Below are 26476 nucleotides of genomic sequence, written 5' to 3' on the forward strand. Positions count from 1 at the left end.
TTTCGCGGCCTTTTCCATTTCTTCAATCTGCTGTTTGTCCCCGTTTCGTGGTATGGCTATCGTTGTGTGGCTGTCAACAAACAAGGAGATAACAGCATGAAACATGGAATTAAAGCCCTCATTATTGCTCTGACTATCACCAGCACTGGCTTCGTACAACCAGCATTTGCAGCGGTATCAGTGGCAAAAACACAATCAGTCCAGACAAAAGCCGAGCCTGCCGCAAATGCACAGGCGTCAGTGCAAGCAAAAGCGGTGGAGGGGGGGAATCATAGTGAAGACGAAGGAACCCGGGTCAGCATTAACTCTGCCTCGGCTGAGGATCTCGCTCGAGCTATGAATGGTGTGGGGCTCAAGAAGGCGCAGGCTATTGTCAGTTACCGTGATGAGTACGGCCCCTTTAAAACGATTGACGATCTTAAACACGTGCCAGGAATGGGCAGTTCGCTGGTTGAGCGCAACCTCGCACGCCTGACGTTGTAATCGCGTAATAACTTGCACAGTGGCAAAAATTTGCCAGGATAGAGAGGTCATACCAGTTATGACCTCTAATCCTATAACAACAGTAAAGGCTATTGCGCTATGCAGACAAAAATCAAAGTACGTGGTTATCACCTGGATGTGTACCAACATGTCAATAACGCCCGCTATCTCGAGTTTCTTGAAGAGGCGCGTTGGGATGGACTGGAAAACAGCGAAAGCTTTCAGTGGCTGACCGCACACAACATCGCGTTTGTGGTCGCAAATATCAATATCAACTATCGCCGTCCGGCGGTATTGGGCGATCTGCTTACGGTCACAAGCCAGGTGCAGCAGCTTAACGGAAAAAGTGGTGTGCTCAGTCAGGTGGTTACGCTGGAGCCTGAAGGACAAGTGGTGGCTGATGCATTGATTACCTTTGTCTGTCTTGATCTCAAAACCCAAAAAGCGTTGCCACTGGAAGGGGCGTTACGCGAAAAGCTGGAGCAGATCATCGTCTAACATTTTGTCTTTTATAAAAGATAAATATCATTTTCAGGGATAGAGCGATAAACAGGGATAACGTCGTTGAGCGTTACCGGACCCGGGACGGAAAGATCTCGTTTACGGGCAGGTTGAAAAAGATGAGTCGTAAGGATCCGGATGTGAGTCTCGGATCCTTGTGCGAGTTGACTGTGCAGAAAAGGGGAATCAGCAGCGGCGCAGAATCCTGCCAGATAACGGTAATCCGACGCTGATGGACGTCACCTGTGCTGCCAGCGTAAAACGGTTCGACAGCACGGCTAAATAAGACGGCTACTGCAAGCCCGTCTTTTTCTTCATGACGGTCATCACCGCCGCTTTATCTGCCAGATAGTGATTAAGGCCATTAGCCCGCAGATTACAGGCAGCACATTGACCGCAACCATCACCTTTGATGCCGTTATAGCAGGTCAGGGTTTCAGCGCGGACTACATCCAGTTTGCCCCAGTAGTCTGCCAGTGCCCAGGTCTCTGCTTTATCAAGCCACATTAACGGTGTTTCAAAGCGGATATCTTTCGCCATTCCAAGATTGACGGCGTGATTCAGCGCTTTGACGAACTCATCGCGGCAGTCCGGGTAGCCTGAGAAATCTGTCTCACAGACGCCCGTAATGATGGCTTCGGCTTTTACCTGATAGGCATAGATAGCGGTCAGGGTCAGGAAAAGGATATTGCGCCCCGGTACAAAGGTATTGGGGATCCCGCTGGCATCGGGTTCGTAATCTGGAACCGGAATACTGTCACGTGTGAGGCTGCTCACCGCCAGTTCATTTAACAGCGTAACATCCAGTACCTTGTGCGCACGTGCGCCCAGTTTCAGCGCCAGTTCGCGGGCAACGTCGATTTCAGCACGATGACGCTGACCATAATCAAACGTGACACAGTGCACTTCATCATATTGATGCAATGCCTGAATCAGGCAGGTAGTGGAATCTTGTCCTCCGCTGAACACGACGACGGCACGTTTCATAAATAGTCTCAACAGTAACGGTAAAAACGCCATGTTACCGCCTGACTACGACGGCGACCAGCTTCTTCACGATTTGGGCGCCGGAAGCCAGGCTTCTGTAAAATCAAACCAGCCGCGGGTGTTCAGCCGTATGCCATTGACTCCCGGCGGGGCGCTTATTTGATACTGATAGTTGAAAAGTGGGGTTAACACAGCACTTTCCATGAGTCGGGTAAAAATCGCTTTGAGCCCGGCTTGCCGGGCATGTTCATCGGACTGTGTTTGTACTGCATCCAGTGTGGCTTGTAAGTGAGCAAGCTGAGGGGCACTTAGCAGGTGCGGCCAGAGAGCATCGCAGCGAAGCCACTGCTCAAGGGTATACTCCGGTGCTTCGCCTATAAGCCTGTCTCCCATCATGATATCTGCGTCAGCCAGTTTCTGGCAGCCATCCCACGTCTTGGCATCGTGAAAAACCACCGTAAGCTGACAGCCTTGCTGTGCAAGGTAATGTTGTAGCTGGTTCGCCATGGTATGTAACTCCACGGGCAGGTGATAAACCAGCGTCAATTTCTCAGGAAGAGGAATGTCGGATACTTCCGGCCACTGGGGGATCTGCCAGCCTGGAAGGAGTTCCTGCGTTGGGGTGATAAGCCCTTCTTCCAGGGGAAGGGTGTGCAGAAGTGTGGTCCGATGGATGATGTTAATCAGTCGTCTGGCCTGAATTTCACTGAGAGTCGGGCTTTGCTTCAGGGTGAGATAACAAAAACCCAGGCTGGTGCTATTACTGACCAGGCGTAGGCTGGCAAGCTCATCCGGCTCGCCAATGGCAATCTGAACCGGATGCCGGCAACTGGTTCCCAGACCTTGCTCGAAGAGTTGCGGGGTGATCCAGTATTCAATGGCTTTCAGCAACGGGTGGCTAAGATGGTATTGCTCGTGGCTTTCGAGACGCACCAGATCGGGCTCAAACACAGTGAGTCTGAAGGGGCCGCTTCCAGTAAACGGCTGTTCTGGATGAACAAGACGGCTGCCATAGCTTGCCAGTCGGTGCGCCAGCCAGTAATCCGGTTGATGTAATACAAAGGTCAGACATTGTGGGTGAGTGACCTCGATGTGTTGGACACTGTTAAACAACTGGCGCAGGGCTGGCAGAGTAAAAAGTGCGACCAGGCTGGCGCGCAATTGGTCCGTTTCAACTTTGTCGCCATTGTGCCAGTGCAGGGTTGAACGAATGTAGAAATGCCAGCGTAATCCCTCTGAGGACACCTCCCAGTGATGGGCAAGATCGCCTGTGGGCTCACTGCTGTTACCGTGGAAGCGCGTCAGACCGGAGAACACATGCCCGACCAGATGTTGCTCCGCGCGTCCGGGTAAAAAGCCAGGCTTGAGTGGTTCGAGTGGACGATAGTAGGGAATGCGCAGCGTGGGTGTATCGTTTTGCCAGTGACCGCCAAGAAAGGGATGCAGCAACGCACGCAATGCCTGTGGTGCAAGCTGCGCCAGCTCAAGCGCATTGTGCTGTTGCCCACTTTTGAGCGCCTCTTCCATCATGCCATTACGCAGTGATTCCGGCGTAACATGAAACGTGAGTTCGCCTCTTTTCCCACGCCCGGATTGAGCATGCCAGCTTAACCAGCCAGCCTCCTGCGCCTGACGCAGCAATGTACGTATATGCCGCTCGCTGCAAAAACAACGGCTGGCAAGCTCGCTAACGGTGACCTGTTGTGGCGCACCAGAAGAGGGCTGCCACAGGCGTTGATATTGGTTGAGGCGGTTAAGCTGGCGCATGATAAACCCGGAACAATTATTGTCATCTATTCACTATTACTTCCGTATATCTCAGGCAATACTGTTGCACAAGTTAACCGCATCACACTTTCGGGAGTAATCATGGCTCGGCTGGCTGCATTTGATATGGACGGCACTCTGTTAATGCCGGATCACCGTTTAGGGGATAAGACGCTAAACACCCTGAAGCGCTTGCACGAACGTGATATCACGCTGACGTTTGCCACGGGTCGCCATGTACTGGAGATGCGTCATCTGCTTGGTGCGCTCTCACTGGATGCTTTTCTCATTACCGGCAACGGAACGCGTATTCACTCTGTTGAAGGCGATGTACTACACCGGCAGGATCTTGACCCGGAAGTTGCGGATTTGGTTTTGCATAGCACCTGGGATACCCAGGCCAGCCTCCACGTGTTTAACGATTCGGGTTGGTTCACGGGGCTCGATATTCCTGAATTACTGCACGCGCACGTCTACAGCGGTTTCAAATACCAGTTAACCGATTTGCGTCGCATCCCGGCGCACACTGTCACCAAAATCTGTTTTTGCGGCGCTCACGACGACCTGTGTCGTTTACGTGTTCAGCTTAATGACGTGCTGGGTAGTCGTGCGCATCTGACTTTCTCCGCAGTGGATTGTCTGGAAGTACTGCCCGTAGGGTGCAACAAAGGTTCTGCCCTGACCGTGTTGAGCGGCCATCTGGGCTTTACCATGCAGGATTGTATGGCATTTGGCGATGCCATGAATGACCGCGAAATGCTGGGTAGCGTTGGTCGTGGTTTGATTATGGGGAATGCGATGCCGCAACTGAAAGCGGAGCTGCCTCATCTGCCAGTTATCGGACACTGCCGTAATGAAGCCGTGTCCCATTTTTTGACGCATTGGCTGGACAATAACAACCTCCCATATTCCCCCGAATAGTGAGACCCTTCCAGCAAGCCAGACTTCGGTCTGGCTTTTTTTATTTCACCAGCTGTGCAATCTGTACTTTCCACGGCCCGATATCGCCAATATTCGCCTGTACCCACTCCGTATTGTAATAGGTGTCGAGGTAACGCTCGCCGCTGTCACACAGCAAAGTGACGATAGAGCCAGTGCGGCCTTCTTCCCGCATGCGTGCGGCCAGTTGCAGCGCGCCCCACATATTCGTTCCGGTCGACGCACCGACTTTGCGGCCAAGCTGTGTCTCCAGCCAGTGCGCCGTTGCCACACTTGCAGCATCCGGCACGCGAAGCATCTCATCCACCACATCAGGAATAAATGATGGCTCTACGCGCGGACGGCCAATACCTTCAATTTTACTGCCCACCTGACTGCGAAGGGCCGCATCACGGGTTTGCCAGTAGTCGAGGAAGACGGAATTCTGTGGGTCAACCACCATCAGTTGAGTGTCGTAACCCTGACAACGGATATAGCGGCCGATGGTGGCGGATGTTCCGCCTGTTCCTGCACTCATCACAACATATGATGGGACAGGATGTGGCTCATGGGTCATCTGACGGAAAATACTGTCGGCAATATTGTTGTTGCCACGCCAGTCGGTGGCTCGCTCGGCGAAGGTAAACTGGTCCATATAGTGGCCGTTCAGTTCGCGAGCCAGCATCTCGGAGGCGGCGTAAATTTCGCAGGCGCTTTCTACAAAATGGCAACGTCCGCCGTAAAATTCGATCTGTTCAATTTTACGTTTTGCGGTACAGGCAGGCATCACGGCGATAAATGGCAGGCCAAGCAGGCGTGCGAAGTACGCTTCCGACACGGCGGTAGAACCGGATGAAGACTCGATAATTGTCGTCCCCTCTTTAATCCAGCCGTTACACAAACCGTATAAAAATAGCGAACGCGCCAGGCGATGCTTCAGGCTGCCGGTTGGGTGGGTGCTTTCATCCTTCAGATAGAGCTGAATACCGGCAAAACCCGGCAGGGCAAGGCGAATCAGATGAGTATCAGCCGATCGTTGATAGTCGGCATTGATTTCGCTGATGGCATGTTTGACCCAGGTGCTATTCATCGTGTTTATCCGTTTGTCATTTTGTGCCCAGCATAGCGAAAAGCACAGAAAAAATTGTTGCTATCTGGCCTTTAAAATAGAATGTAAGGAGAAAATTTTTCTCTGTGAGGTGGGTATGTTAGATAAAATTGACCGCAAACTGCTTTCATTGCTGCAAAATGACTGCACCCTCTCTTTGCAGGCTCTCGCGGATGCCGTTAATCTGACCACCACACCTTGCTGGAAGCGCCTCAAGAAGCTGGAGGATGACGGCATTTTACTGGGGCGCGTTGCGTTGCTGGATCCAGAAAAACTGGGGCTTGGACTGACGGCGTTTGTTCTGATAAAAACGCAGCACCACAGCAGCGACTGGTATTGCCGCTTCGTGACGGTGGTGTCAGACATGCCGGAAGTGCTCGGTTTTTGGCGCATGGCCGGGGAATATGATTACCTGATGCGCGTGCAGGTGGCCGATATGAAGCGGTACGATGACTTTTACAAGCGGCTGGTGAACAGTGTTCCGGGTTTGTCAGATGTCACCTCGAGTTTCGCCATGGAACAGATTAAGTACACCACAGCATTACCCATTGAATAAATTGAACAACTTACCGGCGTGGCCGGAGTTATACCTTCAGGAAAATACCGCGTGCGATTATTTGCCCAACTAAGCTGGTACTTTCGTCGGGAATGGCAACGCTATCTCGGCGCAGTGGCCCTGCTTATTATCATTGCCATCCTGCAGTTGATCCCGCCTAAAGTGGTGGGATATGTCGTCGATGGCGTCACGGAACAGCATTACACCACCGCACGGGTGTTGATGTGGGTGGGCACGTTGGTGCTGACCGCCGTTGTTGTTTACCTGTTGCGCTATGTCTGGCGTGTGTTGTTATTTGGTGCGTCCTACCAATTAGCCGTTGAGCTACGCGAAGATTTTTATCGCCAGTTAAGCCGCCAGCATCCGGAGTTTTATCTTCGTCATCGCACGGGCGATCTCATTGCCCGTGCCACCAACGATGTTGACCGTGTAGTGTTTGCCGCCGGGGAAGGAGTATTAACACTGGTCGACTCCCTGGTGATGGGATGCGCGGTATTGATTGTGATGTCCACTCAAATCAGCTGGCAACTGACGTTGCTGGCACTGCTCCCAATGCCCATTATGGCGTTGGCGATCAATCGTTACGGTGAAAAACTGCATGAGCGCTTCAAGCTGGCGCAGGCGGCTTTTTCATCACTGAACGACCGTACTCAGGAAAGTATGACCAGTATTCGCATGATCAAAGCATTCGGTCTTGAGGACCGGCAGTCGGCGCTGTTTGCTGCTGATGCCGCCGATACGGGTGCGAAAAACATGCGGGTAGCGCGCATTGATGCGCGGTTCGATCCGACAATTTATATTGCCATTGGCATGGCTAACCTGCTGGCGATTGGTGGCGGGAGCTGGATGGTGGTGCAGGGCTCAATGACGCTCGGTCAGCTAACCAGTTTCGCGATGTACCTTGGGTTGATGATTTGGCCGATGCTGGCACTCGCATGGATGTTTAACATTGTTGAGCGCGGGAGTGCAGCTTACAGCCGTATCCGCGACATGCTGGCCGAAGCTCCGGTTGTTAACGACGGCAGCGAATCCGTTCCGGAAGGGCGTGGAGTTATAAAAGCGGACATTCGCGCTTTCGCCTATCCGCAAACCGCGCATCCGGTACTGGAGAACGTCAATTTTACGTTGCAACCGGGCCAGATGCTGGGCATTTGTGGTCCGACGGGCGCCGGGAAAAGTACGGTGTTGTCCCTGATTCAGCGTCATTTTGATGTGGGACAAGGGGATATTCGGTTCCACAATATTCCATTGACGAACCTTCTGCTGGATGGCTGGCGTAGCCGTCTGGCCGTGGTCAGCCAGACACCATTTTTATTCTCTGACACTGTCGCTAACAATATTGCCCTCGGTCACCCTGCGGCGACGCAGGAAGAGATTGAACATGTGGCGCGCTTAGCCAGCGTCCATGAGGACATTCTGCGTCTGCCACAGGGTTATGACACTGAAGTCGGCGAGCGTGGCGTAATGTTATCCGGTGGTCAAAAACAACGTATTTCAATTGCCCGCGCACTGTTGCTGAACGCCGAAATCCTGATCCTTGATGATGCACTTTCGGCTGTTGATGGCCGTACGGAGCATCAAATCCTGCATAACCTGCGCCAGTGGGGAGAAGGTCGGACGGTGATCATCAGTGCGCATCGTCTTTCGGCGCTGACGGAAGCTAACGAAATACTGGTGATGCAGCACGGGCATATTGCTCAGCGTGGGCAGCATGATCAGCTTGCGGAACAACCGGGCTGGTATCGCGATATGTACCGCTATCAGCAACTGGAAGCGGCGCTGGATGATGCGCCAGAGCTGAATGAGGAGTCCGCAGATGCGTAACTTTGGACAGCTGTGGCCCACTTTGAAGCGCCTGCTGGCTTATGGCTCACCGTGGCGAAAACCCCTGTCTATTGCGGTGGTGATGCTCTGGATCGCGGCGATTGCTGAAGTGACTGGCCCGCTGCTTATTAGCTATTTCATCGATAATATGGTCGCCAAACGATATCTGCCATTAGGGCTGGTGGCCGGTCTGGGCGTTGCTTACGTTGGATTGCAATTGCTGGCGGCCTCGCTGCATTACGCGCAGTCATTGCTCTTTAACCGGGCTGCTGTCGGCGTAGTGCAACAGCTCCGTACTGATGTGATGGATGCTGCGCTGCGCCAGCCGCTGAGTGAGTTCGATACGCAGCCTGTCGGACAGGTGATCTCGCGGGTGACGAATGATACTGAAGTTATTCGCGATCTCTACGTCACCGTGGTGGCAACGGTACTGCGTAGCGCAGCGTTGATTGGCGCGATGTTGGTAGCGATGTTCAGCCTCGACTGGCGCATGGCGCTGGTGGCGATCACTATCTTCCCGGCCGTCATGATTGTGATGATTATCTATCAGCGTTACAGCACGCCCATTGTTCGCCGCGTGCGGGCCTACCTGGCGGATATTAATGATGGTTTTAACGAAGTCATTAATGGTATGAGCGTTATCCAGCAGTTCCGTCAGCAGGCGCGGTTTGGGGAGCGGATGGGAGAGGCCAGTCGCTCTCACTATATGGCACGTATGCAAACGCTGCGGCTGGATGGCTTCTTGTTGCGTCCACTGTTGAGCCTCTTTTCGGCGCTGGTACTCTGCGGCCTGCTGATGCTGTTCGGCTTCACGTCGGGCGGAACGATTGAAGTGGGGGTGTTGTATGCCTTTATTAGCTACCTGGGGCGCCTTAACGAACCGCTGATTGAACTCACGACGCAGCAATCTATGTTGCAGCAGGCAGTTGTTGCGGGCGAGCGCGTTTTTGAACTGATGGACCGTCCTCGCCAGACCTACGGTAATGATGATCGTAGCCTGCAAAGCGGCGCAATCGCGTTTGATAATGTCTCCTTTGCTTATCGTGAAGATCGGCTGGTTTTGCAGGACATTAGCCTCGATGTCCCGTCACGTGGTTTCGTGGCGCTGGTCGGGCATACCGGTAGCGGGAAAAGTACACTCGCCAGTTTGTTGATGGGGTATTACCCGCTCACAAAAGGTGAAATCCGTCTGGATGGACGACCTCTCTCGACCCTAAGTCACGATGTATTACGTAAAGGCGTTGCGATGGTTCAGCAGGATCCCGTTGTGTTGGCTGACACGTTTTATGCAAACGTAACGCTGGGGCGACCGTTTACCGAAGCGCAAGTCTGGGACGTGCTGGAAAAAGTACAGTTGGCTGATCTGGCGCGAGGGCTGAGCGAGGGGATCAACACCAAACTGGGTGAACAGGGTAATAACCTGTCCGTTGGGCAGAAACAGCTATTGGCCCTGGCGCGAGTCCTGATTGAGACACCGCAGATCCTGATCCTGGATGAAGCGACGGCGAGTATTGATTCCGGCACGGAGCAGGCGATCCAGCAAGCGCTTGCCGCGGTGCGAGACCATACGACATTGGTGGTAATTGCGCACCGGCTTTCGACGATCGTTGATGCGGATACCATTCTGGTGCTACATCGTGGCCAGGCCGTTGAGCGTGGGACACACAGGCAGTTGCTGGAAGCGAAAGGGCGTTACTGGCAGATGTACCAGCTCCAGCTGGCGGGTGAAGAACTGGCTGCCAGCGCGCGCGAAGAAGAGACATTAAGCGCCTGATGCACCAAAATCAGGCAACGCACTAACAGTCACTGCTGTTGGTGCAAAACATAAACGCACCTTGCACTGTCATGGTGCGTTTTTTTTCACCGGTTCTTATTCTGCGGGATTTTGCCCCTTTTTAGTCCTGCTTTTCCCCTTCATACATGGGCCTGGCATCTAAATTTTCATTTTTTCTCATTCTGGCACACCCCTTGCAATATCTCATACGTGTTAGCTGCGGCCATTACCGAATTCTGACTGGAGGGGATATATGAAGCTGGTTACGGTGGTAATCAAACCATTCAAACTTGAAGACGTTCGCGAAGCGCTCTCTTCAATGGGTATTCAGGGGCTGACGGTCACCGAAGTGAAAGGCTTTGGTCGTCAGAAGGGTCATGCTGAGCTGTACCGTGGTGCGGAATACAGCGTCAACTTCCTGCCAAAAGTGAAGATTGATGTGGCTATCGCTGACGATCAGCTTGATGAAGTGATTGATGTAGTCAGCAAAGCGGCCTACACCGGCAAAATTGGCGACGGCAAAATATTCGTTGCCGAGTTGCAGCGCGTCATTCGCATCCGTACGGGTGAAGCTGACGAAGCGGCACTGTAAGTAACTCCTGGCACACAGTGATAGGGATCGAGAAAATGAAGAAAGCAACAATCAAAACGGGTCTGGGTTCGCTGGCACTGCTGCCGGGCCTGGCGATGGCTGCCCCTGCGGTGGTAGACAAAGCCGATAACGCCTTTATGATGATCTGCACCGCACTGGTGCTGTTCATGACTATTCCGGGTATTGCACTGTTTTACGGCGGCCTGATCCGCGGTAAAAACGTCCTCTCCATGCTAACGCAGGTCGCAGTGACATTCGCGCTGGTGTGTGTGTTGTGGGTGGTATACGGCTACTCACTGGCGTTCGGTGAAGGCAATGCCTTCTTCGGCAACTTTAACTGGGTAATGCTTAAGAATATCGAGCTGACCGCCTTGATGGGCAGCTTCTATCAGTACATCCACGTTGCTTTCCAGGGCTCTTTTGCCTGTATTACGGTGGGACTGATTGTTGGTGCGCTGGCCGAGCGTATTCGTTTCTCCGCGGTGCTGATTTTCGTGGTGGTTTGGCTGACGCTTTCTTATGTGCCGATTGCACATATGGTCTGGGGTGGCGGTCTGTTGGCCTCTCACGGCGCGCTGGACTTTGCGGGCGGTACGGTTGTGCACATTAACGCGGCCGTTGCGGGTCTTGTGGGCGCATACCTGATTGGCAAACGTGTGGGCTTTGGTAAAGAAGCCTTCAAACCGCACAACCTGCCAATGGTGTTTACCGGCACAGCTATTCTCTACTTCGGCTGGTTCGGCTTCAACGCCGGTTCAGCAAGCGCAGCGAACGAAATTGCCGCTCTGGCCTTTGTGAACACCGTTATTGCAACGGCGGGCGCTATTCTCTCCTGGGTATTTGGTGAGTGGGTTGTTCGCGGTAAACCTTCACTGCTGGGCGCATGTTCTGGTGCGATTGCGGGCCTGGTCGGTATCACTCCAGCCTGTGGTTATGTCGGTGTCGGCGGCGCGTTGCTGGTCGGTATCGTGTCTGGTCTGGCCGGTCTGTGGGGGGTTACAGCCCTGAAACGTGTTCTGCGCGTTGATGACCCTTGCGATGTGTTTGGTGTTCACGGTGTGTGCGGTATCATCGGCTGTATCATGACAGGTATCTTTGCGGCGAAATCACTGGGTGGTGTGGGCTACGCAGAGGGTGTCACCATGGCTCACCAGGTTCTGGTGCAACTCGAAAGTATCGCCATCACGGTAGTGTGGTCTGGTGTGGTTGCGTTCATTGGTTACAAACTGGCGGACATGACCGTTGGACTGCGTGTCCCGGAAGAGCAGGAACGCGAAGGTCTGGATGTCAACAGCCATGGCGAGAATGCCTATAACGCCTGATTGCAATGAGTTTCTCCTGTAGCAAGTAGCAAGAAAAAGCCTCCCATTGGGAGGCTTTTTTTACCCTCTTGTGTGAGGGAGCATCAGTCTTCGCGAGGGCAGGGTTAACCCCGATTACGCATAACGCCTTCCTGAACCGTCGAGGCCACCAGTACGCCATCTTGCGTATAGAATTCACCGCGGACAAACCCGCGAGCGCTGGATGCAGAGGTGCTCTCAACGCTGTAAAGCAGCCACTCATTCATATCAAACGGACGATGGAACCACATGGAGTGATCGATAGTGGCGACTTGCATACCTTTCTCCAGGAACCCGACACCATGCGGCTGAAGAGCAACCGGGAGGAAGTTAAAGTCAGAGGCATAACCCAGCAGGTACTGGTGAACACGAAAGTCCGCAGGCACAGTACCATTTGCACGCATCCACACCTGGCGTTTTGGTTCAGCCGTGTGGCCTTTCATCGGGTTATGGAACTCGACCGGGCGGATCTCCAGCGGTTTATCGCAAAGGAATTTCTCTTTCATCTGAGGCGGCAGAAGATGCGTCAGTGCGCGCGCAATATCCGTTTCGGATTTCAGGTCATCCGGTGCTGGCGCAGGGGGCATCTCTTTTTGGTGTTCATAACCCGTCTCAGGAGCCTGGAAGGAAGCGGTCATGTAAAAAATCGGCTTACCATGCTGTATTGCTGACACCCGGCGCGCGCTAAAACTGTTGCCATCACGCAGTACCTCAACGTCGTAAACAATCGGTTTAGCGCTGTCTCCTGGACGCAGGAAATAGCTGTGAAACGAGTGCACCAGACGGTCTGCAGGCACGGTCTCTTTAGCTGCGTAGAGTGCTTGCCCCACGACTTGTCCACCGAAAACCTGCCGTAATCCCAGGTCTTCGCTTTGCCCGCGAAAGAGTCCTTCCTCTATTTTTTCCAGATTCAGTAATGTCAGCAGATTGTTCAGTGCCAGACTCATAGTTGTCCTCAATATAAACGCCGTAGCGAAAGATAAGCAGAGTATAACGCAGAAATGAAAGTGGTCCGATGGGTAGAATAATCTGAATATCAAGCCAAAATTAGGCATTAATAGGTGATGTGTGCCACACTTGTTTACGTTATCTAAATGTTAACGACATCGGATGGGATCGATCCCGTCGATGCATTGATGATAAGGAGACTTCAATGAAACTCGTGCACATGTTAAGTGGTTTAGCGGTAGCGGTTGCCCTGTCTGCCTGTGCAGGTAAAAGTGCCGACACCCAGACGCCAGCGCCAAACCCGTATACTGCGGATGCTCTTGGGCAGCAAGCCACTCAGCAGCCAAGTGTTTCTGGTACGGTATGGATCCGTCAGAAAGTAGCCTTACCGCCTGATGCGGTGTTAACCGTTACCCTTTCAGATGCTTCCCTGGCTGACGCGCCATCCAAAGTGCTGTCACAGAAAGCCGTTCGTACTGAAGGAAAGCAAGCCCCGTTCAGCTTTGCGCTTCCGTATAACCCCGCAGAGATTCAGCCTAATGCGCGGATCTTGCTGAGTGCGGCGGTGACCATCAACGGTAAATTGACCTTTATTACCGATACGGTGCAGGAAGTGATTAACCACGGTGGGACGAAGGCAGACCTGAGTCTGGTTCCAGTTCAACAAACTGCAGTACCTGCAGCCACACAGCCTTAAGTGCTCTCTCTCAGTGCCCTCTCCAGCAGGAGAGGGCATCCGTTCTAGTAAACCCAGCGATATTTCTGTAAATCGATCTTCCCTGAGCCTGAAACCTGTACCCCTTCGGTGAGCAACGCCTGACGCTGACGTTGTAAATCCGGCCCTGTGAGGGAGATGGTTCCATGACGATTCACCACCCGATACCAGGGGAGCGTACTGCCTTCTGGTAAACGCTTAAGTACGCCGCCGACCTGTCGGGCCGCGCGTGGTGAGCCCGCCAGGCGTGCAACGTCACCGTAAGTGGTGACAAATCCCTCGGGAATAGAGGCCACAATTTGCCATACGCGTTGCGGGAAAGTGTCGTGTTCGTCCATTTATTGCTCCTGCCGGGACTTTTCAAGCCGGATATCTCCCTCACCGACATCCTGTGCATGTTTCCAGCCCAGGCGACGGTAAAATCCCGCTGCTCGTGTGTTTTTACCGGTTTCAAGCCAGATAAGCGGGTTGTCCCTGAACAGAGCCTGTTCCGCAGCGTGTACCAGTTTTTTCCCCAGGCCTTGCCCTTCATAGTGAGGAAGAACGAATGCCGCAAACAGACAACCATCTTCAGGAAGGATCATTGAAAACCCGACAACATGCTGATTCTCGGTAGCGACCCAGGCGCATTCTGACGCCTCAATCATGCTACAAACGGTTGCTTCCGTTATTCCGAGCGCTTGCATCTCTTCATATGTCATGGCGTTTTCGGTCACCGACGTACGGACAGCGAACAATCCCGGAACATCTTCAGGCATGGCTGGTCTAATTTTGAGTATCATCGTCGTCTCTTCCTTGTGCGATCTGCAATGTGAAACGGAGATAATACCTGATAGATCGCGCACTTTGCGCAATAAACCATCATACGGTCGCGGTTAACTTGCAATTGCGATCCTGTGCAGGGATAATGCGCCAGCGCGTTGGTTAACAACGCTCTCAATGGGGGCTCTGTTGGTTCTCCCGCAACACTACTCTGTTTACCAGGTCAGATCCGGAAGGAAGCAGCCAAGGCAGATGACGTGTGTGCCGGGATGTAGCTGGCAGGGCCCCCACCCATTTCAGGGTTAGTACTTGATAGTTAACACTAAAAGTACTGGCACCTTCCCGCCAAAGCTCCAGTGGTACAAAAATTGTGTATCACCTTAGGGCTGCACAATGTCTCTCATGCTCTCCAGACACGGCATTTGGTACTACCGCAAAGTCAATCTCATGCCATGCGGTAAACGCCGTGAGTATCGTCGTTCGTTAGGCACACGGTCTAAAACTGAAGCTTTGAAACGTGTTGAACGTTTTGTAGATCGTCCGTGGACCGTGCTTGAAACTCCCTTGGTTACTTCAGTACCACCAGAAAATGTACAAATCCTTGCTGGACTTGATGAATTAAAATATCAGTCTGAACAGTACGTTACTTTCAAAAGTAAAGAGGTAGGGGAGCGGGAAACGGCATCTATACGGCGTTGCTTAAATAGTTACTTCAAATTTACTAACCAACCTACCAGTAAAACCCAGGCGGCAGCGTTTATTGCTGGGCTTGATCTATCTATTCCGACAAAGAATAAGTACGTTAAGAAAATTGGTGGCTTTTTCAGGTGGTTAAGTAATCGAGTGGATTTCGAGGTAAAGAACCCATTCGATGGTTTAATGCAGAAGGATAAGGAGTCTGCTGCCAGCAAACGCGAAAGTTACAGTGCTAGCCAGATAAAGCGACTAATTTCTTCCCTGGATTCATTGCCTGAGTGGAAACGATGGATCATTCTGCTAGGTCGTTTTACTGGGATGAGAGCTAATGAAATTTGTCAGCTATATCGTTGTGACATAAAGAAAATCGATGAAATCTGGTGTGCCGTGGTTGATGATAGTCAGGAAGGGCAAACAGTCAAAACAGATAGCAGTAAACGAAGTATTCCATTGCACAAAGAACTGATTTATAACGGTTTCCTTGAGTATGTAGAGAAGGCAAAGGCTCGTCTGTTCCCGCAACTGACATTTTATAAAGGTTCATTCAGCCATTACTTCACTCGCTGGTTTAGCAGTTTCCGTAAGAGGATTTCTGTACCTGAATTTCACTCACTCAGGCATTATGTTGCAACAGCGTTCAAAACGGCTGGCGTTGCAGAACAGTTTGCGGGGGCATTTTTAGGGCATGCAAACAGTTCAATTACGTATAATCGCTATGGTAAATCTGTTGGTTTGTCAGGGCTTTATGCGTTATTGGTGCATCTTTAATTTTCTTCCGTGGTCGGTACTAGGACTCCTAGTTGACAAAGTGAAGCTCAGGTGTCTTAAGGTTCGATGTAAGGTAGTGTTCAGGGGCTGATGGGGAGTCTGATATGGGGCTCGAGATACTCAGGATGCTGGTCTGGAGCCATTACTGCATTGTGTTCTCGGTTAGCATGAGCCTACTACAGCCATGTTTAAAATTCGTTTACGATGTAGTACTTTTTGTTTCGTGTTCACTGAAAAACTGCCCATGACTAGCCCATTGAGAGTAGATGTTGATGCATGATATCCAAGCCAAGTTATCGTCAAATTTAATAGGTAGGCTGTTGGGTAGAGACTGCATTTTTGTCCAGAATGACGTCCTGATCGCATCAAAGAATGATATTTCGATCGCATCAGATTCCTTTCGTGAATGCAAAGGTTTTGCAACTTTGCAAAATGGTATCTTTGGTCAGGTCTTGGTCCTCAATATTGGCAATAAGTCCGTAAAATATCGATTTCTCCAAAAGAGCGGCTCAGCAGAATTTTTGAAAGTCCTCAATGCATCCATTGCCGAATTCATCAACGACTATCTTTCTAAAACCTTCAATGAATTCGAAGCTTATGTGATTCATGAGTACCCAAGAGACACCCGCATGGGTTGCATTTCTCTGCTTTGCAAGAGTTTGAGTGAGTATTACTACGCACAAGCTGATGTATGGGATATGTGTCTAAAATCAGAGTCCATACAAAAAGTTAAGAAAATTGTCGGCTACCACCCAGTACAGGCGGAAGTTCTACGTGAATATCACGAGAATTACCAGCTTGAAAAACGAATGTCATTCTTCGACCGGGTTGAGTCAAACCCGTTGACTCACGAACAACGTTTGGGTGTCTTGCGGTCTAATGATATGAACATGGTTTTGGCAGCAGCAGGTACGGGTAAAACATCTGTTATGGTTGCTAAGGCTCTTGATCTCATTGACCGTGGCCTAGCTAACCCTTCAGAAATACTCGTGCTGGCCTATAACCGTGCGGCAGCTGAAGAACTCAGGGGACGCCTTGTTGACAAAGCAGAGTCAGGTCAGATCAAGTTAGAATCATTCCCACAAATATCGACTTTTCATGCATTAGGCAGGTGGCTTCTACATAACACTGGTGTACCAACCTACTTGAGTGAATTTACTGAAGACGAAATGAAATTCAAGCAGTGGGTTACTTCGTGGTTAGAAAAATACCTCGAATCAAATAGTGCTAACTTACTGAACTTCATAAGCCTTTTTCCTCAACCTGTAAATCCTTTTGGCTTCAATACTCAAGCTGAATATGAAAGATATGTTCGAGATAATGAGTTCAGAACCTTAAACGGAGACAAAGTTAAAGGTTATCAGGAGCTTCTGATAGCTAATTTTTTGTACATGAATGGGGTTGCTTATACCTACGAAGCTCCTTATGTGAGTAAAAGACGTATCGATATTGGTTTCGACTATCGCCCTGATTTTTATATTCAAGACACAAATATTTACATTGAGCACTTCGGTATAGATCGTCAGGGGAACACTCGGGCAGACATTGATGCAGCAAAATACAATGAAGCTATTCGTAACAAGCGTGCACTTCATGCTGAGTGTGGGACATCGTTGATTGAAACGTTCCATTATGAATGGATTGAAGAGAATCTGACTTCCAGTCTGAAAATTAAACTGGAGAAGCAAGGTATCATATGTAAGCCCATAAAATCAGAAGATGTGTTGAAAAAACTTCGTGAAGAAGGGCGTATAGCCGATTGGAGTGACCTATTGAAAAAGGCACTTCAAGCAATTCGAGTTGAGCGGCTGACGGAAGAGTTAATAGCGAACAGGCTTGAGAGGGCTGGTATAAGCCAACCTAAAAATGCCGCAACATTATTGGATGCATTACATCAAGGGTACATTCAAGAGCTCAAAAATCAAAATGCCATTGATTTTGACGACATGATTATTCGAGCCATTCAGGTAATTGAAAATGAAGACTACATCCCTAAGTGGCGGTACATCTTGGTCGATGAGTTCCAAGATATATCAGCGGCACGTATGGAGTTCATTAAAGCCATTATAGCGAAAGGACCTGAACCATCCCTGACTGTAGTAGGGGATGACTGGCAGTCAATTTATCGCTTCTCTGGTGGTAAGTTGGAGTTGACAACTAGATTTGGTGAAATGATCGGTAACTACACCGCTACCAAATTACAAAAAACCTTTCGCTACAACAACAGTATCGCAAACACTGCCGGGCAATTCATAATGGAAAACCCTGAGCAGTATAAGAAGCACATAGAAACGCACGCAAAGGTAAATCTGTCACAGATATATTTGCTGGATAGTAAACCTGAGAAACAGCAAGGAGTATATGAGCGAGTTAAGGAAATCGTTCTGAAGATTAGAGAGAACGACGCCAATGGTAGTATCGCAATCATTGCACGATATAACTACCTGATAAATGAAGCTAAAGAATTGTTGAATCATTCTCGGCTACAAAAAAACACTAGCTTTTGGACCTTTCATAAATCAAAGGGGCTAGAGGCGGATTATTGTATTCTTATTGGATTCTTCCAGGGAAGGAAGGGTTTCCCTAATGAAAATAAGGATGAAGCTATTATTGAAGCCTTGCTACCATCTCTGGATTCGTATCCTCATTCTGAAGAAAGACGTCTATTGTACGTTGGTATTACACGTGCAAAGAAAAAATTGTACATAATTGCTGGTCCCACAGCTCCGTCTAGTTTCATTACCGAGTTGCTTGCTCCTAAGTACGATCTGAATATTGTGTCGGCAACATTTAAAGAGCAGTACAGGAAAATTTTCAAGTGCCCTAACTGTGAGGATGGGTACTTAAGGTTGATTAAAGGTATCTACGGTGAATTCTACACATGTAGTACAGGACTCGGGTGTAGCGTTGGTAAGGCCAGGGTTTGTTCAATGTGCCGGGCACCTTCTGTTGATTCTAGATACACAAGTACCTGTAATAACGTTGCATGTGGTAACTCGATTAAAATATGTGACATATGTGGACGCCCAATGAAACTTCGTCATGGTAAATATGGCGAGTTTTGGGGATGCACAGGTTATGGAATCAAAGACGATCAATGCAAAAATACCAATAAAAAGTAAAAATCATCTAATTCAATGGGTTATGTTGGATTGCCGTGTCTGGAGAGCATGAGAGACATTGTGCAGCCCTAAGGTGATACACAATTTTTGTACCACTGGAGCTTTGGCGGGAAGGTGCCAGTACTTTTAGTGTTAACTATCAAGTACTAACCCTGAAATGGGTGGGGGCCCTGCCATCAGCCAGTAGTACTGAATTGTGTTGGGTTATCATGAGATTACGTTTTGGTGCAACAAACGTAATGTAGCACCCTGAAAAATGTTGTCCAGTATTGGATCAGTACTGACAGCGTGAGAATCATTTTGCGGCTTTATGAGGATGCAGCAGGTTAAAGCAGGGGCAGGACTGAGACAGTGAGAGCACAGGATGAGCTGTTGAGTAGGTCAGCGTACAGGGGTTTTTACAGATTTTGCGACCTAAATAGGGAACACCTTCCATTATGTTTGACATATTCTTACAAACTTTGTAAGTTTGCCACTGTGTTGCAATTGCATGAAAATCAGACACTTTTTTGTTAAAAAATCGCAATCGTATCCTTTGGGGGGAAAATGAATTTGTCAGCCAATTTAAATGAAAAGAACTGTCCGTACTGTGATGAAAAAATTTCATTAAACGCAAAAAAATGTAAACACTGTGGCGAAATTTTGGACCAACAAATGCGAGATATTGAGCACCTGAAACGGGATCGTGCTCAGAACCCAAACATCGTAGTTAGTAACAACAACAACAACAATAATAATAACGGTAATGGTTATAATAACGGCTATATCTTACCAAAAAGTTTCCCTCATCTACTGCATTTTGTTCTTACATTCTTTACTGCTGGCCTTTGGATTATTGTCTGGGTGTTTCACTATATCTTTCGTGACAAAGAAAAATATCGATAGTATTCAATCAATCTACGTGTGAAGGCTTATGATGTTTATGCAATTTGCTAATTTGCATTTACTAATGAAGGTAATAGTTGATCAAATCGGTTTGACTCGCAAAAGTTATCTATGAATCTACTGTAATTATAGCGAGGCAATAAACAAACGTATCGATATCGTGCTATGAAATAAAAATGGTTATCGACAATATATTCAAAAAATATTTTGATGTGGTTTGTTAAATTAAATAATGGCCTGTTTTTGATTTGTCCAACTTACCATTGCATTAACAGGGTACAGATGCTATGACGCTTCTGCGTGCGAGTGACCTTATTTAAAATGGTGCAGTATGTCTATGGGCCCGTAAAGGCCCATAGCATAAAACTTAAAGAGTAAAAGATATTTCTTGATATGATTCTAATTGATAACTCTTCTCTGGTGATAGAGTTCCAACTTTAAATACCTCAACAAGTAATAGCGTATTTCCCTCTCCATTCTTGGTGGAGAAGGAAAAGTGTTCTGGAGTGTATAATATGCTAGTTCCATTATAATCTCTCCATACAGGTGCAAAATGATCAGACAAATCGTATCCTGTCCCCTTGTCATCTTTTAAATGTATCGTATATGGCTTCGCACACTTACTAATGTTTAGAGGTGTTTTCACTGTGTTGTTAGCCACGCAGGTTACCTTTATATAATAACCATTATAATTCGCAACCCTAAATTCAGCAGCTTTCTTCAAAGCTTCATACTCAGCATACCATGGAGTATTGTTCATTAAACGACTAATGTATTGAAGTTGAGATTTAGATGCTGCATTATTACGGAACAAATAATCATTTGATAAGATGTATCTAGCATAGTGATAACCATTGGAAGCAACAAACCCAAGTATCAAACGGGCTTTTTTGTCATCTTTCACCAATGCATCTCTTCCATACAAATAGCTCACACCTAAATTTTGCATGGCCTTAAATTCAGTGCCCTTCCCTGCAAGAATATCCTTTGCAATAAAATATGTTGTCGCTTTAGTATCATTACGTCCACGAGCAATTGACGCGAGGTCATCATTTTTATACTGAAGTGTAGAATAGTATTCAGAAGGAGTGTAGTTGATGAAATTCTTAATATCTTCGTTTATTTCGTGTGCTGCCTGCTTGAGTTCTTCTTGGGATAACCCTGCGGATAGTGTTTCAGCCGTTGATGTCTGAGAAAAATCATCTAATTGCTGATAAAAACCCGCATCAGGAACTACTACGTCTACAGGCTTGGAGATTTTGGACTGTGTAAAGGGGACCGGGTCTAACTGTTTTTGAGCTAAGTGAGGTTGTACAGGTGCTTCAATAGACCCTAAATCCCTTTTTTCAAAAAGTGATTTTAGATCTAGAGTGATATTTTTTTTGTTCAACTCGTTTTCTATGCAAATCCAGCGTGCACGTTCTGCATTTTTAAGTTCTTTAGTTTCTTGAGCGATTTGGGTATCGCTCATTTTACTAAAATTCATCTTGAGGTTAAAATCAAGACTGTCGAATTTTTGATGTTCAGCCATACAAGGGCCAGTGATAGCGGCGTTAAGATACTTTACATGTGTTCCTGGGGCATATTTTATGTATGCTGCATGCGTTGGTAGTGACGCTATCTGTGTTTGTGCAGTCTGCGGTTGATCTTTCTTTCCTGCCTCCTGAATTGCTACCCCCTTGTTTAAATCTATATTAAGACTACTAATACGATTCATATAAGCATCTCTTATCCCTTGCTCTGACGTTGCTTTGTTCCTGATGTTTTTCAGCCAACTTAATTGTTCTTGTTTAAGCGAACTTTTGTTTTCAACGTTATTTTGGATTGTTTTTTTGTACAAGAGGTTCAATTGATCATCCAGAGTAGATAACTCGGGCGTCAAACAGATGGTCTGCTCGATATAAGTTGTTGCCTTGTTACAATCGAACGACGCTGCCGCAACTGTTTTACCGAAGCAAACTAATGATACGATGAGTGCTATGTGAGATATTTTCATTCGTTTTCCAAAGAAGGTATGATCAACCATATAGTTATAAAAATCCTGTCAGAAATCATAATCCTACCTCTCACGTAAATTTGTCAACTGTTACGGGCTTCCTCCCGCGTCCCGTAGTCTTTTTTTCTTTATCCACACACGCCTCAGTAACTCGCTTCAGCTCTTTCTGGAGCCGGCGGATCTCAGCCTGAGCATCTGGCTGTTCTTTATTAGTAGAAGAATCCGGACGTACTTCTTTATCCAGACGTAAAGGCTGTGGGTGGTGATATCAAGACGTATTGCAACGCTGGAAATAGAATAACCACGATCAACAATCTGTTTGACTGCTTCAATTTTAAACTCCTCGGGATAACACTTACCGCTCATGGGCACCTCTCTTTAAGCCATCTTAAATGACTCTGAGGTGTCTGTTAAACCTGTGGCGATTCAGCGGCTATTCAATTACCCACCTTGTGTTGACCTCAGCAGGGCTTCAGTACTGTCATGCTCCCCCAGTGTCGAGATAGTTATGTCAGTAATGGATATAGTCCCGTATTACAATGATTTAGAGTTTTTTGCTCTCCAGCGAAACATAATTGTATCCGTTCATGATACTTCCAGCACTGGCACACACAATCGTTATGGCGTCACTCTCCACGTGAACACCATTCCACTGCACCCTGTATATGGACGTAAACTATCCTTTAGTGCACTCCTGAACACGAACGCGGCTAAGGTTACTCGTTTTTAGTGAGGCAATATAAAAATTACAGTAATTTTGTTTGTGTCAGCAGAATGTTAAGCAATTACCTACCCAGATAAAAAATGCTTCATATTTTTAGCCCGGCGTTTTCATTTCGGACATCAACTCAGTTTTTAACTCCCTTTGGACTAAACCATTACTACTAGCGAAGTGAAACCGACGCATTATCACACCTCTTATGGTATTCCAGATATGTAGTAATTTCAGTCTCAAAAATGTTCGGTTTTGATACCGGTACTGTCAGTATCAGAATCTAGAATCAAAAAATAGTACTGGACAGTTTTGACACCATTGATATTATGAGCACACATTTTTGATACTTACGGGTAATGAACATGAGCCGGATATTTCTGTACTGCCGAGTGAGTACTTCAGAGCAAACTGTAGACAACCAGCTTTTGGCACTCGCTCAACGTGGTTATACCGTACCGCCTGCTCGGGCAATCACCGAAACGATTAGTGGTGGTGTATGTGCGATGGAAAGGCCAGGATTCAAAAACCTCGTACAGAATAAGCTGGAAGCAGGCGATTCGTTGGTAGTACTGAAACTTGATCGGCTCGGTCGCGATATGATCGACGTACTTAGTACTGTCGACATGCTTCGAGCTAAAGATATAGTCGTTAAGTCCCTGGACCTAGACGGTGTAGATCTCACCAGTTCTGCTGGTCGTTTTCAGATGAGCGTACTTGCGGCCGTCGCGAACTTTGAAAAGGACCGCATCCGTGAACGGACCCAAGAAGGACTTGCAAAAGCAAAGGCTCAAGGGAAGAAGCTAGGCCGTCCTAACGCTACCAGTACTGATCGTATCCTGGCATGTAAAGAAAATGGGCTGTCCCAGTCCATGACGGCAAAAGAACTTGGTGTCTCCATCGCTACCGTAAAGAGGTACTGGAACTTTGCCCAATAACGAATTTTCTGTCCTTCATGAAGGACGAAGCGACTTCTGGCATTTTGTCGAAAAGTACAATCAAGATGAAGACAGCATATTACTGTACGGTGTACTCGTTTGTGAGTTCGATACCGCAGTACTTATGAAAATATCTAGAAGTTTTTTCCCACCAGTTTTTTCATTGAGCCAACACTGATGTCCTGTCAGTTATTGTCGTAAATGTTATTTGCAGATATAGGAGGATAACTCTGCATTTTTATTCATATCAAATTATCCCACCAGGATCAGTACTCTCACTAAGCGTAATGGCGTATCAGGACCTTTATAGTGAAATGACTTCAACACTAATGCCTCCACGCTCATATCTTAATAGAAACTGGTAAACATTATCGCATGTGACTTTTGAGGTTGTTGTGGAGAACCAGTCGGTTTTTGTTTCTATTCTGTCAACCCTCGCACATTCATAGCCCGCACGATGTATTGCTATCTGTAGCAAATCCACGTCTGCTGTTGAAGCATCATCAGCGGCCGAAACAGAGCATGTAGTCAAAGCCACACATAACACTACGATTTTATTCATGAAAAACCACCTTTTTCCTGTAAGCCAGCTATCCATGACCGAATAGTTCACCCCTCAATCAATAGATAAAAACGATCAATTACTTATATATCGATCGATTAAAACAATCAAGTTGATTACTAGTAGTTTCCGATGAAATTCCATCAAATCGACGAGGGAGGGGGCGAATGGTGGTGCTGGCAAGGTTTAGAAGGAAAAGGACTTCAGGCAGGCTTTAGGAAGATGCAGTACTGACATGGGGGATTCGGCTAGTTCAGTTAAAATCCAAACCACTAACATGAGGGGGTAAGGGTAGGTAGGGGAAAAACTCCGAGAAATAGCCATACAGTCTTATTGGGGTTTTTTCGGAGTTTTTTAATAACTAGTGATTACTTGAGTACTTGTCTTTTTTTTTACTGATGGAAGGAAAGAAAGGAATGAATGAAAAGAAGAAGAAAAACGAAACGAAGTGAAGTATTTCTTCTTCGATCATTCATGACAGACCGAACAAGAGCGAAGCGAGTGTTTGTGTCTCAAATCTATAATGAATCTATTATGTATTCAAAGGAATAGGCAGTATCTCCACTTCGTTACGATACTACCTAAAACCTACAAATTGCCCTGTTCGCTCACTCGCGTTCGCTTCACTACGGGGCAATTGGTATATTTTTTTATTGGATCTGGAATTAATTACTTGAGTAATTGTCTTGTTTTTATTGATTGTTTACTGATGAATAACTGTTAAAGTTTATTCCAACTCCGCTTGGCTCCGTCATTCGGGAGTACTGACGCCCTTACACTTCACTCGCTTCGCTCACTACGTCCGGTTGCCCGCTCGTGTTGAACTCGCCCAATTACTACCAGTATTTAAAGTACTACCCCTCCAGGTCCCCTACGAGTACTGCCAGTGCCCTGGACAATAAAAAAGGAAGCATTAAGCTCCCTTTATCAGTCGATCCAGTAGTAGTTTTTTCTGTCCCTCATCGAGAGAATACTTAAACGCCATTTTGTTCACGTAGTTTGTGATATCAATGAGGGTACGCACTTTGTCCCGTATCCATTTACGGGATGCGTCACGTACTCGTTCAGGCAACGCAGAAACAGGCCGCCCGACATGTTTCGGTACTGCATCTACTCCAACATCAATATACTCATAGCTCCCTGCACCCACAATGCTATGAGCCTGATTCTCATCAAACACGTACAACGTCACTTTAGTACTGGATTGGTAATTGCGTAGGTTAGTACGGTACAGGAACTGATTGATAGCCTCATACTCCTGCTGATGAATGATATCCTCATAGGTATGGCCCAGTACTGCCTCTATGTGATGCGAGAGTGCAGAATCAATCTTCAACGAAACCATACAAGCCGCGACTGTATGATGTTGAAGATGGTTCATGCCACGTTGACACGGTGTAAGGTATTCCCCACTAATAGCCCATTGTTTTTTATACGCTTCGTTGCAGGTCCAGAGTACTGGCAAATTCTCATTTGCATTGATGTACTCACCGACACGGGACATCATGTTATTAGTTTTATCTCGCTCTGCTTTAAGGCGAGTACTACTGAGCGAATTATTTTTCGCAAAGTACTTAACGATTAAACGCTGGTTGTTAGTAGAGTTCTGTACCAGGTTATGTTGGTACTCTTCGAACAAATGGCAGTACTTTTTGTAAATGAGCGTATTTTCAAAATCATTCGCAAAGTACACAATTTCCACATCATTTTTCACATAGCGTTCAAGGTCATAGTAGCCAATAATGAATATGCGTTTGCAACATTCATCCGTAAATACAGAACTGTTGACAACGATCTGGTGGTAGTAGTGGAATTGATCGTATTGTTTTTGAATCCCAGTCAATACATCTGAGCGAGCATCTCCATTCAATGTGACATTCACATAATCACCATGATCATCGGCTATACCTGTGATATTGAAAACTTCGCCGTATAGCTCCCCTGGTGACATTTTTTTGAACAATTCATCTTCATGTTCAATATTGTCACTTTTGTGACCAAAATAATCCACACAATCATCTATGAACACGGTCCACTTTTTTAAAAGCGAAGGATCGAGACGGTAGAACATTTTATTGGTAATGAAGAGTATTCGTTCATTCTCTGCAATGAGTTCCTCACTGATGGACTCAAGCAGGCTCGCATGTGTTTCATGGTTTATGATTAACCCGTACCCGAGACTATTATAGTACTGGTACTGTAGCTGTTTTGATGGTACTACCACCAAGTAGTATTTTTTTAGATTAGCATTGATAGTTTTGATTATCAGTTGTGTTTTCCCTCCACCACATTGTACAGAAACGTAGTGAAGTTTGTTTTCATAAATACTCATGGTTAATTCCCTTTATTGATTGATTAAAGCCAGTATCCGACTGGTGGTATAATGGCAGCACTGAATTAATGTTTCAGTACTGTTATATGTAGAGCCTGAGTACTCCATGTACTTCAGGCTTTTTTATTTTCAGCACTTAGTTTAAAATCATGCTCTGATTTATTAAGTACTGTATTGCCGCACCAGGACC

22 protein-coding genes, 1 other RNA gene and 1 pseudogene are annotated in these 26476 nt (G+C 47.6%); 14 read left to right on the plus strand and 10 right to left on the minus strand.

Annotation, left to right across the window (positions count from 1 at the left end; genetic code table 11):
* Window positions 1–96: 96 nt before the first annotated feature.
* Both GF617_RS00445 and GF617_RS00450 read left to right on the plus strand, forming a co-directional pair.
* Window positions 97–483, plus strand: a complete 387-nt coding sequence (locus tag GF617_RS00445) for a helix-hairpin-helix domain-containing protein (RefSeq protein ID WP_181622465.1) — start codon at window positions 97–99, stop codon at window positions 481–483.
* A gap of 99 nt (window positions 484–582) precedes the next feature.
* Entirely contained in the window at window positions 583–981 is a 399-nt protein-coding gene (locus tag GF617_RS00450; RefSeq protein WP_181622466.1) for a YbgC/FadM family acyl-CoA thioesterase, read from the plus strand.
* 294 nt (window positions 982–1275) lie between these two features.
* On the opposite strand, the gene queC is transcribed toward GF617_RS00450, so the two are convergent.
* Both queC and GF617_RS00460 read right to left on the minus strand, forming a co-directional pair.
* Window positions 1276–1971 (minus strand): 7-cyano-7-deazaguanine synthase QueC, encoded by a 696-nt coding sequence (gene queC / locus GF617_RS00455; protein ID WP_181623698.1) that lies wholly within the window; start codon window positions 1969–1971, stop codon window positions 1276–1278.
* 66 nt (window positions 1972–2037) lie between these two features.
* Window positions 2038–3738 carry an SgrR family transcriptional regulator gene (locus tag GF617_RS00460; RefSeq protein WP_203450833.1) on the minus strand — a complete coding sequence of 567 codons (1701 nt, stop codon included), beginning with the start codon at window positions 3736–3738 and terminating at the stop codon, window positions 2038–2040.
* A 102-nt stretch (window positions 3739–3840) separates the two neighbouring features.
* Here GF617_RS00460 and cof point away from each other — a divergent pair, with 102 nt between their 5' ends.
* The gene (gene cof / locus GF617_RS00465) at window positions 3841–4659 is read left to right on the plus strand and encodes an HMP-PP phosphatase (RefSeq protein WP_181622468.1); all 819 of its coding nucleotides are present in this window, start codon (window positions 3841–3843) and stop codon (window positions 4657–4659) included.
* Window positions 4660–4699: 40 nt separating this feature from the next.
* Here the strand turns inward: cof and GF617_RS00470 are convergent, their stop codons facing one another.
* Window positions 4700–5746, minus strand: coding sequence for a PLP-dependent cysteine synthase family protein (locus GF617_RS00470; protein ID WP_181622469.1), 1047 nt, complete (start codon window positions 5744–5746; stop codon window positions 4700–4702).
* Window positions 5747–5861: 115 nt separating this feature from the next.
* Between GF617_RS00470 and GF617_RS00475 the strand changes: the two genes are divergently transcribed.
* The 5 genes from GF617_RS00475 to amtB all read left to right on the plus strand — a co-directional run bounded on the left by GF617_RS00475 (window position 5862) and on the right by amtB (window position 11832).
* Complete coding sequence (locus GF617_RS00475) at window positions 5862–6320, plus strand: Lrp/AsnC family transcriptional regulator (RefSeq protein WP_181622470.1); 459 nt, start codon at window positions 5862–5864, stop codon at window positions 6318–6320.
* 51 nt (window positions 6321–6371) lie between these two features.
* Window positions 6372–8144, plus strand: a complete 1773-nt coding sequence (locus GF617_RS00480; protein WP_181622471.1) for a SmdA family multidrug ABC transporter permease/ATP-binding protein — start codon at window positions 6372–6374, stop codon at window positions 8142–8144.
* Window positions 8137–9918: a SmdB family multidrug efflux ABC transporter permease/ATP-binding protein gene (locus GF617_RS00485; RefSeq protein WP_181622472.1), complete on the plus strand. Its 1782-nt coding sequence runs from the start codon at window positions 8137–8139 to the stop codon at window positions 9916–9918. Before GF617_RS00480 ends, GF617_RS00485 begins: the two co-directional genes overlap by 8 nt.
* A gap of 253 nt (window positions 9919–10171) precedes the next feature.
* Window positions 10172–10510, plus strand: a complete 339-nt coding sequence (gene glnK, locus GF617_RS00490; RefSeq protein ID WP_012016323.1) for a P-II family nitrogen regulator — start codon at window positions 10172–10174, stop codon at window positions 10508–10510.
* A 35-nt stretch (window positions 10511–10545) separates the two neighbouring features.
* The gene (gene amtB, locus GF617_RS00495) at window positions 10546–11832 is read left to right on the plus strand and encodes an ammonium transporter AmtB (protein ID WP_181622473.1); all 1287 of its coding nucleotides are present in this window, start codon (window positions 10546–10548) and stop codon (window positions 11830–11832) included.
* Between the two features lie 104 nt (window positions 11833–11936).
* Here the strand turns inward: amtB and tesB are convergent, their stop codons facing one another.
* Window positions 11937–12797 (minus strand): acyl-CoA thioesterase II, encoded by an 861-nt coding sequence (tesB, locus tag GF617_RS00500; RefSeq protein ID WP_181622474.1) that lies wholly within the window; start codon window positions 12795–12797, stop codon window positions 11937–11939.
* Window positions 12798–13003: 206 nt separating this feature from the next.
* On the opposite strand from tesB, the gene GF617_RS00505 reads away from it, so the two are divergent.
* The gene (locus GF617_RS00505) at window positions 13004–13495 is read left to right on the plus strand and encodes a YbaY family lipoprotein (protein WP_181622475.1); all 492 of its coding nucleotides are present in this window, start codon (window positions 13004–13006) and stop codon (window positions 13493–13495) included.
* Window positions 13496–13539: 44 nt separating this feature from the next.
* Here GF617_RS00505 and GF617_RS00510 read toward each other — a convergent pair whose 3' ends face one another.
* Both GF617_RS00510 and GF617_RS27420 read right to left on the minus strand, forming a co-directional pair.
* A complete protein-coding gene (locus tag GF617_RS00510; protein ID WP_181622476.1) occupies window positions 13540–13851 on the minus strand; it encodes an MGMT family protein in 312 nt (103 codons plus the stop codon).
* Window positions 13852–14295 carry a GNAT family N-acetyltransferase gene (locus GF617_RS27420; RefSeq protein ID WP_181622477.1) on the minus strand — a complete coding sequence of 148 codons (444 nt, stop codon included), beginning with the start codon at window positions 14293–14295 and terminating at the stop codon, window positions 13852–13854.
* Between the two features lie 167 nt (window positions 14296–14462).
* Here GF617_RS27420 and ffs point away from each other — a divergent pair.
* The 4 genes from ffs to GF617_RS27485 all read left to right on the plus strand — a co-directional run bounded on the left by ffs (window position 14463) and on the right by GF617_RS27485 (window position 19746).
* Window positions 14463–14559, plus strand: an RNA gene (gene ffs, locus GF617_RS00520) — signal recognition particle sRNA small type.
* 109 nt (window positions 14560–14668) lie between these two features.
* Window positions 14669–15739 carry a site-specific integrase gene (locus tag GF617_RS00525; RefSeq protein WP_064164823.1) on the plus strand — a complete coding sequence of 357 codons (1071 nt, stop codon included), beginning with the start codon at window positions 14669–14671 and terminating at the stop codon, window positions 15737–15739.
* Window positions 15740–16011: 272 nt separating this feature from the next.
* Window positions 16012–18861: a UvrD-helicase domain-containing protein gene (locus GF617_RS00530; protein WP_203450834.1), complete on the plus strand. Its 2850-nt coding sequence runs from the start codon at window positions 16012–16014 to the stop codon at window positions 18859–18861.
* A 546-nt stretch (window positions 18862–19407) separates the two neighbouring features.
* Window positions 19408–19746 carry a zinc ribbon domain-containing protein gene (locus tag GF617_RS27485; protein WP_074183015.1) on the plus strand — a complete coding sequence of 113 codons (339 nt, stop codon included), beginning with the start codon at window positions 19408–19410 and terminating at the stop codon, window positions 19744–19746.
* A 367-nt stretch (window positions 19747–20113) separates the two neighbouring features.
* Here the strand turns inward: GF617_RS27485 and GF617_RS00540 are convergent, their stop codons facing one another.
* Together GF617_RS00540 and GF617_RS00545 are read right to left on the minus strand one after the other, a co-directional pair.
* Window positions 20114–21772 (minus strand): lysozyme inhibitor LprI family protein, encoded by a 1659-nt coding sequence (locus GF617_RS00540; protein WP_064164825.1) that lies wholly within the window; start codon window positions 21770–21772, stop codon window positions 20114–20116.
* Between the two features lie 61 nt (window positions 21773–21833).
* Window positions 21834–22108 (minus strand): annotated as a pseudogene (locus GF617_RS00545) (transposase); the annotation flags it as partial.
* Window positions 22109–22819: 711 nt separating this feature from the next.
* Here GF617_RS00545 and GF617_RS00550 point away from each other — a divergent pair.
* On the plus strand, window positions 22820–23392 hold the full coding sequence (locus GF617_RS00550; protein WP_064164826.1) for a recombinase family protein: 573 nt from the start codon (window positions 22820–22822) through the stop codon (window positions 23390–23392).
* A 304-nt stretch (window positions 23393–23696) separates the two neighbouring features.
* Here GF617_RS00550 and GF617_RS00555 read toward each other — a convergent pair whose 3' ends face one another.
* Window positions 23697–23954 carry a hypothetical protein gene (locus tag GF617_RS00555; RefSeq protein WP_074183016.1) on the minus strand — a complete coding sequence of 86 codons (258 nt, stop codon included), beginning with the start codon at window positions 23952–23954 and terminating at the stop codon, window positions 23697–23699.
* Between the two features lie 913 nt (window positions 23955–24867).
* Window positions 24868–26286: a DEAD/DEAH box helicase family protein gene (locus GF617_RS00560; protein WP_064164827.1), complete on the minus strand. Its 1419-nt coding sequence runs from the start codon at window positions 26284–26286 to the stop codon at window positions 24868–24870.
* Between the last annotated feature and the right edge of the window lie 190 nt (window positions 26287–26476).

The sequence above is a fragment of the Lelliottia sp. RWM.1 genome, from assembly GCF_016859735.1.
Lineage (GTDB): Bacteria > Pseudomonadota > Gammaproteobacteria > Enterobacterales > Enterobacteriaceae > Enterobacter.

Bases quoted from the DNA above. Each gene is read 5' to 3' on its own strand.
- GF617_RS00505 (WP_181622475.1), top strand. From the start codon at position 13,004: ATGAAACTCGTGCACATGTTAAGTGGTTTAGCGGTAGCGGTTGCCCTG.
- GF617_RS00450 (WP_181622466.1), top strand. From the start codon at position 583: ATGCAGACAAAAATCAAAGTACGTGGTTATCACCTGGATGTGTACCAA.
- GF617_RS27485 (WP_074183015.1), top strand. From the start codon at position 19,408: ATGAATTTGTCAGCCAATTTAAATGAAAAGAACTGTCCGTACTGTGAT.
- GF617_RS00525 (WP_064164823.1), top strand. From the start codon at position 14,669: ATGTCTCTCATGCTCTCCAGACACGGCATTTGGTACTACCGCAAAGTC.
- GF617_RS27420 (WP_181622477.1), bottom strand. From the start codon at position 14,295: ATGATACTCAAAATTAGACCAGCCATGCCTGAAGATGTTCCGGGATTG.
- glnK (WP_012016323.1), top strand. From the start codon at position 10,172: ATGAAGCTGGTTACGGTGGTAATCAAACCATTCAAACTTGAAGACGTT.
- amtB (WP_181622473.1), top strand. From the start codon at position 10,546: ATGAAGAAAGCAACAATCAAAACGGGTCTGGGTTCGCTGGCACTGCTG.
- GF617_RS00485 (WP_181622472.1), top strand. From the start codon at position 8,137: ATGCGTAACTTTGGACAGCTGTGGCCCACTTTGAAGCGCCTGCTGGCT.
- tesB (WP_181622474.1), bottom strand. From the start codon at position 12,797: ATGAGTCTGGCACTGAACAATCTGCTGACATTACTGAATCTGGAAAAA.
- GF617_RS00560 (WP_064164827.1), bottom strand. From the start codon at position 26,286: ATGAGTATTTATGAAAACAAACTTCACTACGTTTCTGTACAATGTGGT.
- GF617_RS00470 (WP_181622469.1), bottom strand. From the start codon at position 5,746: ATGAATAGCACCTGGGTCAAACATGCCATCAGCGAAATCAATGCCGAC.
- GF617_RS00460 (WP_203450833.1), bottom strand. From the start codon at position 3,738: ATGCGCCAGCTTAACCGCCTCAACCAATATCAACGCCTGTGGCAGCCC.
- GF617_RS00530 (WP_203450834.1), top strand. From the start codon at position 16,012: ATGCATGATATCCAAGCCAAGTTATCGTCAAATTTAATAGGTAGGCTG.
- cof (WP_181622468.1), top strand. From the start codon at position 3,841: ATGGCTCGGCTGGCTGCATTTGATATGGACGGCACTCTGTTAATGCCG.
- GF617_RS00445 (WP_181622465.1), top strand. From the start codon at position 97: ATGAAACATGGAATTAAAGCCCTCATTATTGCTCTGACTATCACCAGC.
- GF617_RS00540 (WP_064164825.1), bottom strand. From the start codon at position 21,772: ATGGTTGATCATACCTTCTTTGGAAAACGAATGAAAATATCTCACATA.
- GF617_RS00510 (WP_181622476.1), bottom strand. From the start codon at position 13,851: ATGGACGAACACGACACTTTCCCGCAACGCGTATGGCAAATTGTGGCC.
- GF617_RS00550 (WP_064164826.1), top strand. From the start codon at position 22,820: ATGAGCCGGATATTTCTGTACTGCCGAGTGAGTACTTCAGAGCAAACT.
- queC (WP_181623698.1), bottom strand. From the start codon at position 1,971: ATGAAACGTGCCGTCGTCGTGTTCAGCGGAGGACAAGATTCCACTACC.
- GF617_RS00475 (WP_181622470.1), top strand. From the start codon at position 5,862: ATGTTAGATAAAATTGACCGCAAACTGCTTTCATTGCTGCAAAATGAC.
- GF617_RS00555 (WP_074183016.1), bottom strand. From the start codon at position 23,954: ATGAATAAAATCGTAGTGTTATGTGTGGCTTTGACTACATGCTCTGTT.